Below are 17,080 nucleotides of genomic sequence, written 5' to 3' on the forward strand. Positions count from 1 at the left end.
CTGAGGCGATGCCTAGACCGCGCGCCCTTGGACTGCTTTCAGGTATACCCCGTGTCTCATTTCGCTGCTCGCCGCTGGTATGTCATTGCTTTCATGGCAGCAGGTCTGGTGCTCATGCCACTGTGCGTGCTCCTGCTTAGCTGGCAGCACATCGATACCGAGATCTGGTCGCACCTGTGGAGTACGCAGCTGCCCCGCCTGCTAAGCAATACCGTGATGCTTCTGATTGGCGTTGGGGTGGGCGTCACACTGTTGGGGGTAAGCCTGGCCTGGCTGACCAGCCTTTGCGAGTTTCCAGGCCGACGTTGGCTGGATTGGGCCCTAATGTTGCCCTTTGCGATCCCGGCCTATGTATTGGCGTTTGTGTTCGTGGGGCTGCTGGATTTTTCCGGTCCCGTACAGAGCTTTCTGCGCGAGCTGTTTCACATGCGTCTGCGGTTTCCACCAGTGCGATCGACGGGCGGTGTCATCGTCGTCCTGGTGCTGGTGTTCTATCCCTACGTATATCTTTTGGCCCGCAGCGCCTTTCTGGCGCAGGGCAGAGGGCTTACAGAGGCGGCCCGCACACTGGGGCTTTCGCCCTGGCAGGCCTTCTGGCGGATTGCCTTGCCAATGGCCTGGCCGGCCATTGGTGCTGGTCTGGCATTGGCCATCATGGAAACGCTGGCCGATTTCGGTGCCGTTTCGGTATTCAATTTCGACACGTTCACCACGGCAATCTACAAGACGTGGTATGGCTTTTTCAGCCTCTCCAGCGCGGCCCAGCTGGCCAGTCTGCTCCTGCTTGGGGTCGGTGTGGTGCTGCTGGGAGAGCGCAGGCTGCGTGGCGTAGCCCGGCCCGCCAATGAGCGGGCTCGTAGCGGCGCGCTGTATCGACTGACAGGCTGGAAGGCAATCTTTGCCACGGGCTGGTGCAGCCTTGTTTTTGCCTGCGCCTTTGCCGTTCCGGTCGTGCAGCTGGTCGTCTGGTTCTGGCAGCGTGGCCGGTTCGATCTGGATGAGCGCTATGTCGGTTTGATCCTGCATAGCCTAGGGCTGGGGCTGATTGCCGCGCTGCTGGCCGTAGGCGTAGGGTTGCTGCTGGTGTTTGCTCGTCGTCAGGCGCCGCGCCGCACGGTTCGCTCCGCTATCGGGCTCGCCAACCTGGGCTATGCACTGCCGGGCTCGGTACTGGCGGTGGCTATCATGCTGGCATTCAGTCTGCTGGACCGTGAGCTGATCGTGCCGACGTCTCAATGGCTGGGCGGTGCGGGCAAGCCGCTTCTGCTGGGGAGTCTGGGTGCGCTGCTGCTGGCTTATCTGATCCGCTTTCTGGCAGTCGCTTACGGGCCGCTGGAATCCGCTCTGGCGCGTATCCGGCGGTCGTTGCCGGAGGCTTCCCGGAGTCTGGGTATCGGCGGACTGGGGCTGTTCCTTCGTGTGTATGTTCCACTGCTGACGCCAGGAGCGCTGTCGGCTGCCTTGTTGGTCTTCGTGGATGTACTCAAAGAGATGCCCGCCACGCTGCTAATGCGCCCGTTCGGCTGGGATACACTGGCTGTACGGATCTTCGAGATGACCAGTGAAGGCGAATGGGCGCGTGCGGCGCTGCCGGCTCTTACGCTGGTCCTGGTAGGGTTGTTGCCGGTCATTGGACTGATTCGTCGTTCGGCACGGCACTGATCGCGTCTGCCGCGGTCTGTGTCTGCCATCAAGACAGACGGGAGAAATTCAAACGCCCGCTTGTCATCTCGAACGACTACAATGCCGGCCGCTGCAGCCAGCCGGACAACAAGGAGATCCCCATGGGACAGCGCACCCCGCTTTACGACTTGCATGTGGCCCTGGGCGCCAAGCTTGTGGATTTCGGTGGCTGGGATATGCCGCTGCACTATGGATCGCAAGTCGAAGAGCATCATCAGGTGCGGCGTGACTGTGGTGTGTTCGATGTCTCCCATATGACCATTGTCGATATCGACGGTGCGCAGGCTGAAAGTTATCTCTCCCGCCTGCTGGTCGGTGACGTGGCGCGTCTTTCCGCGCCGGGCAAGGCGCTGTACTCCATCATGCTCAACGCCCATGGCGGCGTGGTGGACGATCTGATCCTGTATCGCCTCGAACAGGGCTATCGACTGGTTACCAATGCTTCGACCCGCGAAAAGGTGCTCATTTGGCTGGACGTGCAGTCCGAGGGGTACGCCGTTACTCTCACGCCCCGCCCGAAGCTGGCTATCCTGGCCATTCAAGGTCCAGAGGCCCGTGAAAAAGTTGCGGATGTAGTCTCGCCGGAACGCGCCGAGCTGATTCGCTCACTCAAGCCGTTCCAGGCCATGCTGGAGGGGCAATGGTTCATTGCCCGGACCGGCTATACCGGCGAGGACGGACTGGAGATCATCCTGCCTGCGGATGAAGTCGTCAGTTTTATGAATGAGCTAGTAGGGGCCGGAATCGGGCCGGTGGGGTTGGGGGCGCGCGATACGTTACGCCTGGAAGCCGGTTTGAACTTGTATGGTCATGAGATGGATGAGCATGTCTCTCCTCTGGCCTCCAATCTGGACTGGACCATTGCCTGGGCACCGGAAGGACGTGATTTCATTGGCCGCAAGGCCCTTGAGGAAGAGCGTGATGCCGGACCCCGCTCACGGCTGGTCGGCCTGGTACTGGAGGAGCGAGGTGTGTTGCGCGCGCATCAGGTGGTACGTATCGCCGGTTGTGGCGAAGGCGAGATCACCAGCGGCAGCTATGCGCCTACCCTGGGCAAGTCCATTGCGCTGGCCCGAGTACCGGTAGAGACAGGAGACCGGGCTGAGGTCGAGATTCGTGGGAAATGGCTGCCGGTGCGTGTGGTCAAGCCGTGTTTTGTACGTTTTGGCAAGACACTTATTTGAGCACGTTGACAGGTAATCGGCTATTTTGCGCTTTTTTCACGTCAGGCGTGGCGAGCAGACCATTCGACACGCTACGCTTGGGCTATAACGATTAGCCGATTGCCTTACAAGGAGCCGAACATGAGCACGATTCCCGCTGAACTTCGCTATGCATCCAGTCACGAGTGGGCCCGCCAGGAAAGCGATGGCACTATCACGGTCGGCATTACCGACCATGCCCAGGAGGCGTTGGGTGATGTGGTGTTCATCGAGCTGCCTGAAGTTGGCAAAACACTGGCGGCTGGTCAGGAAGCAGGCGTTGTGGAATCGGTAAAGGCGGCATCGGATATCTATGCACCAGTTTCCGGTGAAGTCATCGCTGTAAACGAGGCGCTGGCTGATGCGCCTGAGCAAGTCAATACCGACGCCTACACGGCGTGGTTCTTCAAGCTCAAGCCCAGCGATACGGCTGAGCTGGACAAGCTGATGGATGCCGACGCCTATAGCGCCGCTAACGACTGATCCCATTCAAAGAAAAAGCCCCGCCGGGCGATTCCGGCGGGGCTTTTTCATGGCCGCATGGTTTTACTGCTGGGCCGTCAGGATCTTGGTCGCCAGGTCGATATCGCTGGCGGAGCTTCCTGGCGTTGCGTTGCGCATTTCGCGCAGGGCGGCTTCCAGGTAAGGACCGCGAATTTCACCATTGCTCGCGAGGAAGGCGCTGGCGTCGTCCTGGGTTGCAATGACCATCTTGTGGTCGTCACGGCTGCTCAGGTAGGTCGAGCCGGTTGTCGCTCCCGAGGTGGCGACATGACGCCAGAATTTGGCATCGGCCATAGCAGATCCGGCAGCAAACGGCAGCAGTACAAGGGGAACCAATGCAAACTTCTTGAGGCGCATAGCAACATCTCCTTCTAAAGGTTCCCTTTAGATAAGGCGCGGGCCAAACGAGTTCCTTTGAAGGCAAAGTGCCTTCAAAGGACGTGAGCCGCTTGGCTTTCGAGCGGGTACTTGGTTCTAGCTTTAGGGCGCCTGAATCATTTCGTGGATCTTGCTGGCCAATGCATCGATATCGAAGGGCTTGGTCAGCATGTCCATATCCTTCCCTAGGAATTGGCTACGGATCTCGGCATTCTTGGCATAACCGGTAATGAACAGGACTTTCAGATTCGGTCGGTGCTTGCGCGCCACCTCTGCCAGCTGGCGGCCATTCATGCCGGGCAGCCCCACATCACTTACCAGGAGATCGATTCGCTGGTCGCTCTGGAGGAGAGGAATGGCCTGTTCGGCATCGCCGGCCTCGAAGGCGGTGTAGCCAAGCTCGGACAGCACTTCGAGTACGATCATGCGTACCGCCGCCTCGTCCTCGACCACCAGTACCGTCTGGCCCTCCTGGGCGCGGGGCATTCCATGGGGTGTTTCGGTCACGAGAGTTTCCATTACAGGGTCGAGGTGGCGCGGCAACAACAAGGTAATGGCTGTTCCTCGTCCCACTTCACTATCGATCCGTACGTTTCCGCCGGATTGCTTGATAAAACCGTAGATCATTGCCAGACCAAGCCCAGTACCTTGTCCAGAGGGCTTGGTGGTAAAGAACGGCTCGAATGCCTTGGTCATGACTTCGGGTGTCATGCCTTGGCCGGTATCTTTGACCTGGATACGAATGTAATCGCCCGGTTCGATGGTTTCACGTCGTGCCGTTTCGGCGTCCAGGGTAACATTTGAGGTCTCGATGCTCAGGTCACCGCCATCCGGCATAGCATCGCGCGCGTTGATGACCAGATTGAGCAAGGCATTTTCAAGCTGGTGGGCATCGCTGAATGCCATCCACAGCTCAGTGTCCAGGTGTGTTCGGATTTTGATCTGCTCGCCTACGGTGCGGACGAACAGATCACGCAGGGAATCGATAAGCTCGTTCAGATTGACCGGCTTCGTATCCAGGGTTTGACGGCGGGCAAATGCCAGCAACCGATGGGTCAACGCCGAGGCTCGGTCGGCTGAAGCTGTGGCGGCATTGATATAGCGATCCAGATCATCGGTACGGCCACTGATGACACGCATGCGGATAAGATCGAGCGCTCCGACGATTCCGGTCAGCATATTATTGAAATCGTGTGCGATTCCACCGGTAAGCTGGCCGATGGCTTCCATCTTCTGGGACTGGCGCAAGGCCTCTTCTGCACGTTCACGCTCATAGATTTCCGTAATGAGTCGTGTATGGCTTTCGCCCAGCTCTTGCGTACGCTCGGCAATCTTGGCTTCCAGGGCATCGGTTGCTAGACGTGCCTCGGTAATGTCGACATTACAGCCGATGTAACCCAGGAACCCGCCTTTGTCGTCGAAGCGGGGGACGGCCTCGCAGCGTAACCAGCGAACCTCACCTTGGATGTCTCGCATCCGTATTTCACTGCGGTAGAGTTGACGCGCTTCGAAGGCCTGCTGGTACTCGGCAACGCAGTGTTCGCGGTCTTCCTCGAAAATCATGCGTGTCCATCCACCGTCCCGGGCACTTTCATAAGAAAGGCCATACTCGCGTTCGTAGCGGCTGTTGACGAAGAGGGTGTTACCTTCGGCATCTACGGCCCAGATCAGGGCCGGTGCGTTGTCCGCCATCAGCCGGAAGCGCGCCTCGCTCTGCCGGAGCGCCTGTTCAGAGTGAGCCCGCTCGATAGCCGCCCAGACGCGATCGGCGATATCGCGCAAAAAGCTGACTTCCTCATTGGACCAGGAGCGTACCTGGTTATCGCAGATGAACAGATAGGCTGCAAAGCGGCCATGCTCGATCAGAGGGACGCTGACAAAGGCCCTAACATCGTTGGGCTCATACAAGGCTTGATAGTCCCGGGTGCGCGGATCCTGCTCGACATCCTGAACCACAACAGCCTCGCCCCGTTGCAGTTCGTCAAGGTAGGTGCCGTAGTCACTAATATGGAACGTGCCGGTCAGGCTAGTTGTACTATGGCTCCAGTCATGGGTAACAACGGCTGTTTCACCGTCAGGCTCGACTTGGGCATAACCAACCCGTGAAACATTCAGGATGTGCGCGAGGGTGCGGGAGACAATACCGCCGATATCATCGGTGTCGCTTGCTTCACGCAGGGCGTCACCCAGCTCGATCAGCGCCGTTTGTCGCTCGGCGGCAGCGGTGCGCTCCTGAATCTGGCGAGTGAGCTCGCGATTGATGGCGTTGAGCGCATCGGCATTCCGGCGCTCCTTGCTGATGTCTCGCGCAATGCCAATGATACGGCGGGTGCCATCCGGATCGGTCACTCGGCGGCCTCTCACGCTTAGCCAGACCGGTTCGGTGCTGCTATGGGCGCGTACGCGAAATTCCAATTGTGCTTCGCTATCGCTATCGCCAGCGGTAGCCGTCCTGAACATAGCCTGGACGCTCTCGCTGTCCTCCGGGTGCAGAATGTTGATGAGCAGATCGGTCACGCTGCGGGAGGCGCTGGCTGGAATACCGGTCATCTCGGTGATTCGGTTGTCCCAGGTGATCACATCGCGGTCGATATCGTAATCCCAGACACCCAGCGCCGCGACATCGACGGCAAGGCTGATCCGTTGTTCAGCCAGCCGCAGGTCTTCTGCAGCACGGGTACGCTCGACGACTACACGGATGCGTTCAGCCACTTCGCGAACCAGCGCAATATCTTCGGCCGACCAACTGTGCGGGGTGCTGGCGTGGACATACAGCACGCCCTTGAGCTGGCCCTTGTCATGCTGGGGAACCAGCATCATGGCGCGAATAGCCCATTGTTCGAGATTTTCCCGCTGGGCATGAGTACGTGGATCGGTAGCCGTATCGTCTACCACGATAATCGCACCGCTAATCAGGTCGGCATTCAAATCCGCACTGAAGTCACTGAGCGAAAAGCTGCCGATTTCTGGAGTAACACTATTATCGTTCCAGCTGCTCTCGGCATTAAGCGCGCCAAAGCGGTCGAGCAGCGCATAGCCGATACGCTGTACGCCCAGTACGTTGCCCAGACTTTGGCCCAGGGCGTCGGCCACGTCGGTAGGCGTCAGGGTGCCGTGCAGGCGGTCCCCCAGTTCAAGCAGGAAGCGCTGGCGGTCGTGGGTACGAATCCGCTCGCTGATATCCATGAATGTGCAGATGGCGCCCTGCAGCTCGCCGTCACGCCAGATGGGCTCGGAGCGGTATTCGACGGGGAAGCGGCTACCGTCCTGGCGGAAAAACCAATCCTGCTCGATATGGTGGGGCGTGCCGGTGTTGGCTGTTTGGAAAATCGGGCATTCGGTTTCTGGGAGCGGCGTCCCGTCTGCACGGCTGTGGTGGATGATGCCGTGCAGGGCTCGCCCGAGAACCTGGCTGCGGTCAGCAAAGCCCAACATGCGCAAGAACGCCTCATTGCACAGTGTGGTCCTGCCCTGCTGATCTACAGAGTAGAACCCTTCGCTGATCGAGTCGATCAAGAGGCGTGTGAAGGCTTCGCTTTCAAGGCGCGCCGCTTCTGCCCGCTTGCGGTCATCAATGTCCAGCGCCACGCCCACCCAGCGCTCGATTTCGCCGGCTGCGTTGAACGCCGGGGTGACGCGCGCTTCAAACCAGCGGTATTGGCCGTCTGCGGCACGGAAGGGCGCCTCGATCTTGGCGGCTGTACGGCGAAGGATGGTGTCACGCCAGGTGTTTTTGACGCGCTGGATATGATCCGGGTGGACCGCGCGCATCCAGCTGTCCGGATTCATGTCGTCCGGGTCAAGGCCGGTATAGGTGTACCAATAGCGGTTGGTGTATTCCATGAAACCGTGGCGGTCACCAAACCAGACGATCTGTGGGCTGACATCCATTAAAGCCCGGTAACGGGCTTCGTTTTGCTCCGCTGTCCGCTGTTGCAGGCGTTCAGCTGTAAGGTCCTGCAGGGTCAGAAGGAATCCGTTGGTCTCGTCCCGCTCGGTCTGCAAGGCGTGGAGACTGTAGCTGGCCTGCAGGATGTGCTTGTCCTTGCGCAGGTAAAGCCCTTCGCCCTGATGATGCCCTTGTTGCCGAGCGTAGATCAGCAAGGTCTGGGGAAGCTGGCGGGCTTGGTCTTCGGCCGTGAAGAGCAGTTCCAGCGACTGTCCGCTCAACTCATGCTCATCCCAACCCAGGGCCGATTCGGCGCCAGGGTTGCAGGCCAGTATGCGCCCCTGGTTATCCAGAATCAGCAGTGCCTGACCCGGCTGGTTATGCATCAGCTGACGGTTCATCGACTCGCTGCGTTCGTACGCAGCCTTCACCAGGCGCAGATCCAGGAGCTGCATGACCTGCCGGCCAAGTGCCTCAAGGGATTGCGTCTGGGCTGCAGTCAGAACGCGAGGCTGCCAATCCAGCACACACAGCGTTCCAAGCGGTATGCCGGCAGATGACACCAGCGGAACGCCGGCATAGAAGCGCAGACCGTCTGCGGTCTTGACGAGCGGATTGCTGGCGAAGCGATCATCCCCACGTAGATCGGGAATCACCACCGGGCCTGGGTGCTCAATGGTTTTGGCGCAAATGGAGAGATGCAAAGGCATCTCCCGCACGCCAAAGCCTTTTTCAGCCAGAAACCATTCCCGATTCTCGGCAATCAGGTTGATGACAGCGATGGGCGCATGGCAGATCTGCGAGGCTAGCTGAACGATATCGTCAAAGGCGGGCTCGGAGGGGGCGTCGAGGATATCGTAACGGTCAAGCTCTGCGAGTCGCTCGCGTTCGCTCCAGCCTGTTGGCAGTACGGGGGCATTACTCAACACAGGCTCCGCATGATTCGTCATCGTCCATAAAACCCATATACAACATCAGGGAATTTCCATTCTGCGTCACTTCATTATGCAGTGATACCCTTTTTTGGCGAAGTTCATAGATCATTCATCGCTCGCTTTGTGGTGTAACGCGGAGGACTTCTTCCATAGTAGTCAAACCTGCCGCAATTTTTTGCGCACCGGAAAGACGAAGGCTTCGCATGCCCTCTTTGAAGGCCTGTCGACGCAGCGCCGTGATATCGGTATCCGGTGAAATCAACTGTCGGGTCGCATCCGAAAGCACCATGATCTCGTACACGCCAGCCCGGCCTCGATAGCCCGTATCACGGCATTCAGAGCAGCCTACGGGCTGCATGGCACCCGTGGGAAGCGGCGCGCTCCAAGGGCGGGTAAGCTCCTGCCAGTCCTGCTCGTTGAGCTCGATCGGCGCCTTGCAGTGGGGGCAGAGTGTCCGCACCAGACGCTGCGCCATGACACCCAGCACCGTTGCCCGAATCAGGTAATAGGGCACACCCAACTCGATCAGGCGGCTGATGGAGCTGGGCGCATCGTTGGTGTGCAGGGTGGAGAGCACCAGGTGGCCGGTGAGGGCTGCCTGGATGGCCATCTCTGCCGTCTCCAGGTCACGGATCTCACCGATCATGATGATATCGGGGTCCTGACGCATCAGAGCACGCACACCACTGGCGAAATTCACATCGATATTGTGTTGCACCTGCATCTGATTGAACGAGTCCTCGACCATTTCGATCGGGTCTTCGATGGTGCACACGTTGACTTCCGGCGTCGCCAGCTGCTTGAGCGTGGTGTACAGCGTCGTGGTCTTGCCTGAGCCGGTCGGACCGGTTACCAGGATAATGCCGTTGGGCTGACCGGTCATGGCGGACCAGCGGCGCAGGTCATCGGCCGAAAAGCCCAGCTGGTCAAAACTCTTGAGCAACACATCAGGGTCGAAGATACGCATCACCAGCTTTTCGCCAAAGGCGGTCGGCATGGTGGAAAGGCGTAGTTCCACTTCTTTGTCGCCGGGCATACGCGTCTTGACGCGACCGTCCTGCGGCTTGCGCTTCTCGGCCACATTCATGCGGCCCAGGTTCTTGATGCGGCTGATAACTGCCAGGGTTACCTGCGCTGGAAACTGGTAAACGCTATGGAGCACGCCGTCGATACGAAAGCGAACGGTACCCTGGTCACGGCGCGGCTCTACGTGAATATCACTGGCGCGCTGTTGGAAGGCGTACTGGAATAGCCAATCCACGATGTTAACGATGTGGGCATCGTTGGCGTCCGGCTCCTGATCGCTGGCGCCCAGGTTGACCAGCTGTTCGAAGTTGCCGACGTTGATGCCGCGCTGCTCGACTGCCGAAGCGCCGCTGACCGATTTGGCCAAGCGGAAGAACTCCTGTGTGTAGCGTTGAATGTCGACAGGGTTGGCCACCACACGCTTGATGGGTCGCTTGAGCACATGGGTGAGGTTGCTTTCCCAGCTGCTGACAAACGGCTGGGCGCTGGCAATGGTCACTTCATCGGGAGCAACGGCCACCGCCAGGATCTTGTTGCGCTGGGCAAAGGCGTAGGACATCAGTGGCGTGATCGAGGCCACGTCGATCTTCAACGGATCGATTCGGAAGTAGGGCTGGCCAGAAAACTCTGCCAGCCACTGAGTCAGGGTTTCCAGGTCCAGTTTCTTCCCGGGACGCTTCAAATCTTCTACGTTCTGGGCGGCCAGAAATTCGAGCGGGTGCTGCTGGGGATTATTAGCGCCGCGGCGAATGGTCAGACATTGCTCGGCGGCCTGCTGGTCGATCCGACCTTGTGTAACCAATTCACGCAGGACGTCGGAGAGCTCCAGCCAACGGTCCTGAGCGGGGGATGCGATAGCGGACATGCAGGTCTCCTCGTCTGTAATGTACTGCTTTAACCTTCGATCGGGGCGCCTGGCCGTACGGATAACGGCAGACAGCAGTTTCGTTTGATCGTCAGGCTTGCGCTCGGCCGCTTATACACAGCTGAGCCTTTAGGCTATAGGAAGTTCGGTGCGTCCGACGATACGTCAATGAGCGCCAGATAGGCGCCCAGAGGATGGCTGATCATTATATGAACAGCGCCGTCGCGGTGAAATCATGGCGCACCGCCATTAGGGCCGGTACGCCATGCTGTCTGATTAGCGGGGCAGGGCTTTCCAGGCTGGCAGTGAAATAAGCGTTCGTGCCTGGTTGGCTACTGCGTCGTGTTGCTCGTGGGCGATCAGCGCTGGCAGTTTGGCAAGCTCACCATAGAGACGATCCGTCTCAGGCAAGTTAAGCACCGGACGGGCGAGGCGTAGCCAGACCAGCATCCGCTCGACACGTGGCAGCTGCTCTGCCACCAGCTCGGGTTGGTTCATGCCGCGCTGAAGAGGAATCGCGTCAGCCTCTTCGGCCAGGGTTCGGGGCAACCACTTGCCCAACGACAGCTGGCCTAGCTTGTTGCCTCGGTCATTACGGGCTTCTGTCCAGCGACGATCATGCAGCCAGCGGGCCGCCACCAACGAGAAGTGGCCCCAGCGTGGCTTTGCCAACTCGTTGGCAAAGCGCTCTGGTGCCTGCTGACGTGCTTCTTCATCTTCTTGGCCAATGGTTGCAAACGTTTTCCAATCTGCCAGCAGCGCGTCCAGTGCCTGGCGCAGGTCACGGCTGGACGTACGGGGAACTGCCTGGCCCAGACTGCTCAGCAGCGCCCGTAGGTCGACGAGTTGATGTACCCACTCCACAAGCAGACGCCAGTGGCCATTCCAGCGGTATTGTTCTGCCAGACGCTGGCTGCTGCCAAGCAGGTGCCAGGCAATGGCTGCGAATGCGTCATCCAGGGTGGTTTCCGCCGTCAGGGTAGGGGGCGTTAGATGCAGGGTGTAGCTGGCTGCATCGTGCAGGCGATAGCCGCGTTCGGCCTTGCTGATGTCGCAAGGCATTAGCGGCAGGTCAGCCGCCAGCTGTTCAGCCAGCTCAAGAAGATCGGCCGGCTCGCCCTCGCGCAGCTCAAGCTCCAGCTCGCAGATGGCTTCCTGATGTTCGCCAGCCAGGACCGCACCCTGGTCCAGCGCTGCCTCGACTACAGCACGGCTCTTGCCGCGTTCCCATGCGATATCGGCATAGTCGCGAGTGAAATCGGTTGTGAAGATCGGCTTGAGCTGGTGTTTGTCCAGATCAGCCAGAGCCGCTGGCCAGCATTCAGGGCCCAGCAGGCTAGTGTCCAGGTCTGGACCGCTCAGGTTCCACTCCCACTCGTTGCGCTCGGACAGGCCTGCCACGCTCTGGCCGCGGCTCTTGAGGGTCTGGATGTACTGGTCACCATCGCGACGGACCCGCAGCGCCACTCGGGCATGGGCCAGCTCACGGGTGTCGGTGTCGTAGTATTGGTTGTACAGCTCGCGGCGCTTCCAACCTTCCTTGTTGCGTTTTTTCAGCACAGGGTGCTCACGCAGGGCAGCAAGGGTTTCGGGAGTCGCGCGTAATTTGATTTCGGTTTCTTTGGCCATGGCAAAAAGGTCTGGTGCCTGAAAGATCTGTGAAGTGAAGCGTTCGACCGGCGCCTTGGCGCAGCGGTATAGCTAGGCCGGCAAGGCTCGCTGGGCTATGAGTCGACTGATTGGGTATCAGTGTATCTAACCCTGCGGCCCATGACAGGAGATTCGCATGGCGCTGGCGTCATCTTTTCGAGGAGCGGCGTTGACCCGGTCATTCAGCACTCTAAGATGGGAACTAGCCGAAGGAGTACGCCTATGCCCATCCCCGCGCTCAAACAGCAATTCAAGGCCTTGTTGGCCGAATCGTCCGTCAGTTGCACACAACCACAGCTAGACCAGTCCAACGCGGGCGTCATTACGCAGTTGTCGAGCTGGTTGGGGGATCTGGGCTTTCGCTGTGAGACCCAGGAGATTCTGCCCGGAAAATACAACCTGATCGCGACCTATGGCAGCGGACCGGGTGGGCTGGTTCTATCCGGGCATACTGACACCGTGCCTTACGATGAGCCGCTCTGGGCCAGCGACCCGCTAACACTACGCGAGGCGGATGATCGTTGGTATGGGTTGGGTAGCTGCGATATGAAGGGCTTTTTCGCCCTGGTGATCGAGGCGGTTCGTACGCTGATCGACCAGCCGTTCCGTCATCCCCTGATCATCCTGGCGACCTGTGATGAAGAATGCTCCATGGACGGTGCCCGGGCGATCGCCGAGGCAGGCAGGCCATTGGGGCGTGCCGCGGTGATCGGCGAGCCGACCAGTCTCAGGCCCATCCGCATGCACAAAGGCATCATGATGGAGCGTATCGATATCCTGGGGCAGAGCGGCCATTCGTCTGACCCTAGCCTTGGGCGAAGCGCCATGGAGGCCATGCATGCCGTCATGGGCGAACTCATGGCACTGCGGCAGCAATGGCAGCATGAGCACCACAACCCTTTTTTCAACGTGCCGCAGCCGACCCTGAATCTGGGCTGTATCCACGGCGGCGACAACCCCAACCGGATCTGCGGGCAGTGTGCGTTGGAGTTTGACCTGCGTCCCCTGCCGGGCATGCAGGCGGACGAGCTGCGCAATCTGATCAAGGGGCGGCTGAGACCGATTGCAGAGCGCCATGCCGTCAAGATCGACTACCAACCCTTGTTTCCGGCGGTTCCACCCTTCGAGCAGTCAGCTACCAGCGAACTGGTCCGCATCGCCGAACAACTCACCGGCTGCGAGGCCCAGGCGGTAGCCTTTGGCACCGAAGCGCCGTATCTTCAACAGCTGGGGATCGAGACGTTGGTCATGGGGCCTGGAAATATTGCCTGCGCCCATCAGCCAGACGAACATCTGGAGCTTTCCCAGATCGAACCAACCGTAAAGGTGCTTCGTCAATTGATTCACCATTACTGCATAACGCTACCAATAGCCAAGGAGTGACCGTGTTGCTGCGACGACGATGAACGAGCCCTCACCGTTCACCTTTTACTTTTGCTGCACAAGGTTTTCTCTTTAATGCACGATTACGTTAATTGGCTTCGCCACGCGTCTCCCTACATTAATGCTCACCGTGACCGGACCTTTGTGGTCATGCTGCCTGGCGACGGGCTGGAGCATCCAAATTTCGGCAATATCGTCCACGACCTCGTGCTGCTGCACAGCCTGGGTGTGCGCCTGGTACTGGTCCATGGCTCGCGGCCACAGATCGAGACGCGACTGGCTGCGCGCGGAATTGCCCCACGCTTTCACCGTGACCTGCGCATCACCGACGCTGCGACGCTGGAGTGCGTGATCGATGCCGTGGGCAGTCTGCGCCTGTCCATCGAGGCCCGTCTGTCCATGGACATGGCTGCCTCCCCCATGCAGGGCGCGCGATTGCGGGTAGCCAGCGGCAACCTCGTCACCGCGCGACCCTACGGTATCCATGACGGTGTCGATTTTCACCATACCGGTGAGGTCCGCCGCATCGACCGCAAGGGCATCAGTCGTCTTCTGGATGAGCGCACTATTGTGCTGCTGTCACCGCTGGGGTATTCGCCCACCGGGGAGATTTTTAATATTGCCTGTGAAGACGTTGCGACCCGTGCCGCTGTCGATCTGGCCGCCGACAAGCTGGTGCTCTACGGTGCCGAGCAAGGTCTGCTGGATGCCGAAGGCAACCTGATCCGTGAGCTACGTCCTCAACAAGTGCCGCCGCATCTGGAGCGGCTTGGCAGTGGCAACTACCAGGCGGAGCTGCTGGATGCGGCCGCTCAGGCCTGCCGGGGTGGGGTGCGCCGCACGCATATCGTGAGCTACGCCGAGGATGGCGCACTGCTCAACGAGCTCTTTACCCGCAGCGGTAGCGGCACGCTGGTGGCGCAGGAGCAGTTCGAGTCCATTCGCGAGGCGGATATTGGCGATGTGGGCGGTCTGATCGAACTGATCCGTCCGCTGGAAGAACAGGGGATTCTGGTACGCCGCTCGCGGGAAGTGCTGGAGCGTGAGATCGACAAGTTCAGTATCGTCGAGCGGGAAGGGCTCATTATCGCCTGTGCCGCGCTGTATCCGATCGCTGATTCAAACGCAGGCGAGCTGGCCTGTCTGGCGGTCAATCCCGACTATCGACATGGTGGGCGGGGGGACGAGTTGCTGGAACGCATCGAGCAGAGGGCCCGCGCTCAGGGCATCAAGACCCTGTTCGTCCTGACGACCCGTACGGCTCACTGGTTTCGCGAGCGAGGCTTTGAGCCCAGCAGCGTCGATCGACTGCCCAGTGCTCGTGCATCGCTGTACAACTATCAGCGCAACTCAAAGATCTTTGAAAAAGCGCTATAGGTGATTCTGGCCGGATAGCCCGGCCAGAGCCCGAACGCTACACGCTCAGCGTGCCGAGGATGCTGGCTTGGTAGGCCGCTGCAAAAGTATCGAAGTCGCCTTGGTCGGCAGTCTCCAGTTCTTCTTGGTCCTTCAATGACTGTTCTGCCATCCGTTCGAAAAGGGCCTGCTGTTCGGGGCTTAGCTCCGCCTGGCGGAAGTAGTCAGCATGGACCTTGCTCTGCCGCAGAGAGAATTCGGCAAAGCTTTCGCCATGCTCGCGCATTTCAGCCAGGACTTGAGCCGAAGGCGTCAGGGCCGGGTTGATAAACTTGTGGCGCTGCTCTTCGACTGATGCATGGTAGGCGCTGCCACCGTAGGCGGTATCCAGCAGTTTGGCACAGCGATCAATGCAGCCCAGCAGCCGCTCGGCCCAGTCCAACATCGAAATCGGGGCGCCCTGGCGTTGTAGGAACAGGCCTGGCTTGCGGCCTTCCTTCACAACCTTAGTAAAGTTCTGCGTACATTCGCCACACTCGCCGTTCAGCGGCGGGCTTTCCTCAAGGGCGCAGAACAGTAGGAACGCATCCAGGAAGCGTGACTCCACCACGTCGATGCCCAGTGGCAGGAACGGGTTGATATCCAGGCACCGGACTTCGATGTACTGCACGCCCCGAGCAATCAGTGCCTGGACGGGACGCTCGCCCGTACGGGTAACCCGCTTGGGCCGGATGTTCGAGTAATACTCGTTTTCAATCTGCAGGATATTGGTGTTGAGCTGCACCCATTCACCATCGCGGTGAGTGCCGATTTCAGCGTAAGGCGGGTAGGGCGTCGCCACTGCCTTGCGCAGGCTCTCCGTGTAGCTCTGCAGGTCGTTGTAACACGGCGTCAGGCTGGCTTGCGCCTCGCTCTGATAGCCCAGGTCGCTCATGCGCAGACTGGTCGCGTACGGCAGGTACAGTGTGTCGGCATCAAAGGTCTCCAACTGATGCGGGCGGCCACGCATGAATCCGACATCCAGCGCAGGAGAGGCACCGAACAGGTACATCAGCATCCAGCTGTAACGGCGGAAGTTACGGATCAGCGCAATATAGCGGGAGGACTGGTAGTCACGATCGCTACGGGTATCGCCTTCGGCCTGGCGTAACAAGGGCCAGAGCGTTTCCGGCAGCGAAAAGTTGTAATGGATACCCGCAATGCACTGCATGGTCCGACCGTAGCGCACGGCCAGCCCGCGGCGGTAGACATGCTTGAGCTTGCCGATATGGGAATCGCCATAATGGGCAATCGGAATCTGCTCTTCCTCCGGCAGCGGACACGGCATCGACGGGCTCCACAGGAGCTCACCGTCAAGCTGTCGCGTAGCGAAGCGGTGAATGACATCGAGCTGCTCAAGCACCTTGGCAGGGTCATGCGCCGTGGGAGTAATGAATTCAAGCAGGGCCTCGGAATAGTCCGTCGTGATCTGAGGGTGAGTCAGAGCCGAGCCCAGGGCTGCCGGATGAGGTGTCTGAGCCAATTGGCCGTGCTCGTCCACACGCAGGGTTTCACGTTCGATGCCGTGCTGACACTCAGTCAACAGCGACAGATGGGCAGAATCGCCGAGCAGGGCCAGGCGGCGGGTCAAGATATCGCTCAAGATGTTTTCCTTCACTCGACAGTGGCCCCACTATGGGGATGAGTGAGCCGGTGTACAAGTCTGTCGAATAGACTTCAATAGGCCTACCGCGGTTGCATCCGAAAGTGGACGAAGTGCACCGCGGGTACGATCGCCGTTGTGGCAGGGTAAAAGCCCGGCGCAGAACACGCCGGGCGAACGCATTACAGGCAGGCGAACGTTGCCTGGGCCTTGGCCACCAACTTATCGTTCTGATGCACTTCCGCTTCGATGACGTGCGTTTTGCGCCCGGGATGGATCACCTTGGCGCGGCAGACGATTTCACCGTCGCTGACGCCCCGAATGTAGTTGACCTTGCACTCCAGGGTCACGCTGCCTGGCTTGCCCTCGAACAGGCTGTGACTGGCCTGTCCAAGCGCTGTATCGATCAGCGAGAACAACGCGCCACCATGCATCTTGCCGTGCAGGTTGAGCAGCTTGTCCTGCATGTTCATCCGGACTTCGGATTCTCCCTGCTCGGCTTTGAGGATACGCATCCCCAGCAGCTGGCTGAATGCACTGTCATTACCTGCCACGGACTGGCTCATG

General features: G+C 59.5%; 11 protein-coding genes. 5 read left to right on the forward strand and 6 right to left on the reverse strand.

The window, feature by feature from the left end; all coding sequences use genetic code 11:
- Nucleotides 1-51 precede the first annotated feature (51 nt).
- The 3 genes from GM154_RS13275 to gcvH all read left to right on the forward strand — a co-directional run bounded on the left by GM154_RS13275 (nucleotide 52) and on the right by gcvH (nucleotide 3,368).
- The gene (locus GM154_RS13275) at nucleotides 52-1,662 is read left to right on the forward strand and encodes an iron ABC transporter permease (protein WP_219652499.1); all 1,611 of its coding nucleotides are present in this window, start codon (nucleotides 52-54) and stop codon (nucleotides 1,660-1,662) included.
- Between the two features lie 122 nt (nucleotides 1,663-1,784).
- The gene (gene gcvT, locus GM154_RS13280) at nucleotides 1,785-2,867 is read left to right on the forward strand and encodes a glycine cleavage system aminomethyltransferase GcvT (RefSeq protein WP_219652500.1); all 1,083 of its coding nucleotides are present in this window, start codon (nucleotides 1,785-1,787) and stop codon (nucleotides 2,865-2,867) included.
- 120 nt (nucleotides 2,868-2,987) lie between these two features.
- Nucleotides 2,988-3,368 (forward strand): glycine cleavage system protein GcvH, encoded by a 381-nt coding sequence (gene gcvH, locus GM154_RS13285; protein ID WP_150348185.1) that lies wholly within the window; start codon nucleotides 2,988-2,990, stop codon nucleotides 3,366-3,368.
- Between the two features lie 63 nt (nucleotides 3,369-3,431).
- Here the strand turns inward: gcvH and GM154_RS13290 are convergent, their stop codons facing one another.
- From GM154_RS13290 to GM154_RS13305, 4 genes are all read right to left on the reverse strand, one after another.
- Nucleotides 3,432-3,746 (reverse strand): DUF2388 domain-containing protein, encoded by a 315-nt coding sequence (locus GM154_RS13290; protein ID WP_010796716.1) that lies wholly within the window; start codon nucleotides 3,744-3,746, stop codon nucleotides 3,432-3,434.
- Between the two features lie 123 nt (nucleotides 3,747-3,869).
- On the reverse strand, nucleotides 3,870-8,582 hold the full coding sequence (locus GM154_RS13295; protein WP_219652501.1) for a PAS domain S-box protein: 4,713 nt from the start codon (nucleotides 8,580-8,582) through the stop codon (nucleotides 3,870-3,872).
- Between the two features lie 118 nt (nucleotides 8,583-8,700).
- The gene (locus GM154_RS13300) at nucleotides 8,701-10,482 is read right to left on the reverse strand and encodes a GspE/PulE family protein (RefSeq protein WP_074821590.1); all 1,782 of its coding nucleotides are present in this window, start codon (nucleotides 10,480-10,482) and stop codon (nucleotides 8,701-8,703) included.
- Nucleotides 10,483-10,758: 276 nt separating this feature from the next.
- Nucleotides 10,759-12,111 (reverse strand): inorganic triphosphatase, encoded by a 1,353-nt coding sequence (locus GM154_RS13305; RefSeq protein WP_219652502.1) that lies wholly within the window; start codon nucleotides 12,109-12,111, stop codon nucleotides 10,759-10,761.
- 243 nt (nucleotides 12,112-12,354) lie between these two features.
- On the opposite strand from GM154_RS13305, the gene argE reads away from it, so the two are divergent.
- Both argE and argA read left to right on the forward strand, forming a co-directional pair.
- Nucleotides 12,355-13,515 carry an acetylornithine deacetylase gene (gene argE / locus GM154_RS13310; RefSeq protein WP_074821597.1) on the forward strand — a complete coding sequence of 387 codons (1,161 nt, stop codon included), beginning with the start codon at nucleotides 12,355-12,357 and terminating at the stop codon, nucleotides 13,513-13,515.
- A gap of 75 nt (nucleotides 13,516-13,590) precedes the next feature.
- Entirely contained in the window at nucleotides 13,591-14,892 is a 1,302-nt protein-coding gene (argA, locus tag GM154_RS13315) for an amino-acid N-acetyltransferase (protein WP_074821604.1), read from the forward strand.
- A gap of 37 nt (nucleotides 14,893-14,929) precedes the next feature.
- Here argA and gshA read toward each other — a convergent pair whose 3' ends face one another.
- Complete coding sequence (gene gshA / locus GM154_RS13320) at nucleotides 14,930-16,513, reverse strand: glutamate--cysteine ligase (protein WP_219652503.1); 1,584 nt, start codon at nucleotides 16,511-16,513, stop codon at nucleotides 14,930-14,932.
- 182 nt (nucleotides 16,514-16,695) lie between these two features.
- A complete protein-coding gene (locus GM154_RS13325) occupies nucleotides 16,696-17,079 on the reverse strand; it encodes a PaaI family thioesterase (protein WP_122040966.1) in 384 nt (127 codons plus the stop codon).
- Nucleotide 17,080 lies beyond the last annotated feature (1 nt).

This window comes from Pseudomonas sp. MAG002Y (assembly GCF_019400845.1).
Classification (GTDB): Bacteria; Pseudomonadota; Gammaproteobacteria; order Pseudomonadales; family Pseudomonadaceae; genus Chryseomonas; species Chryseomonas luteola.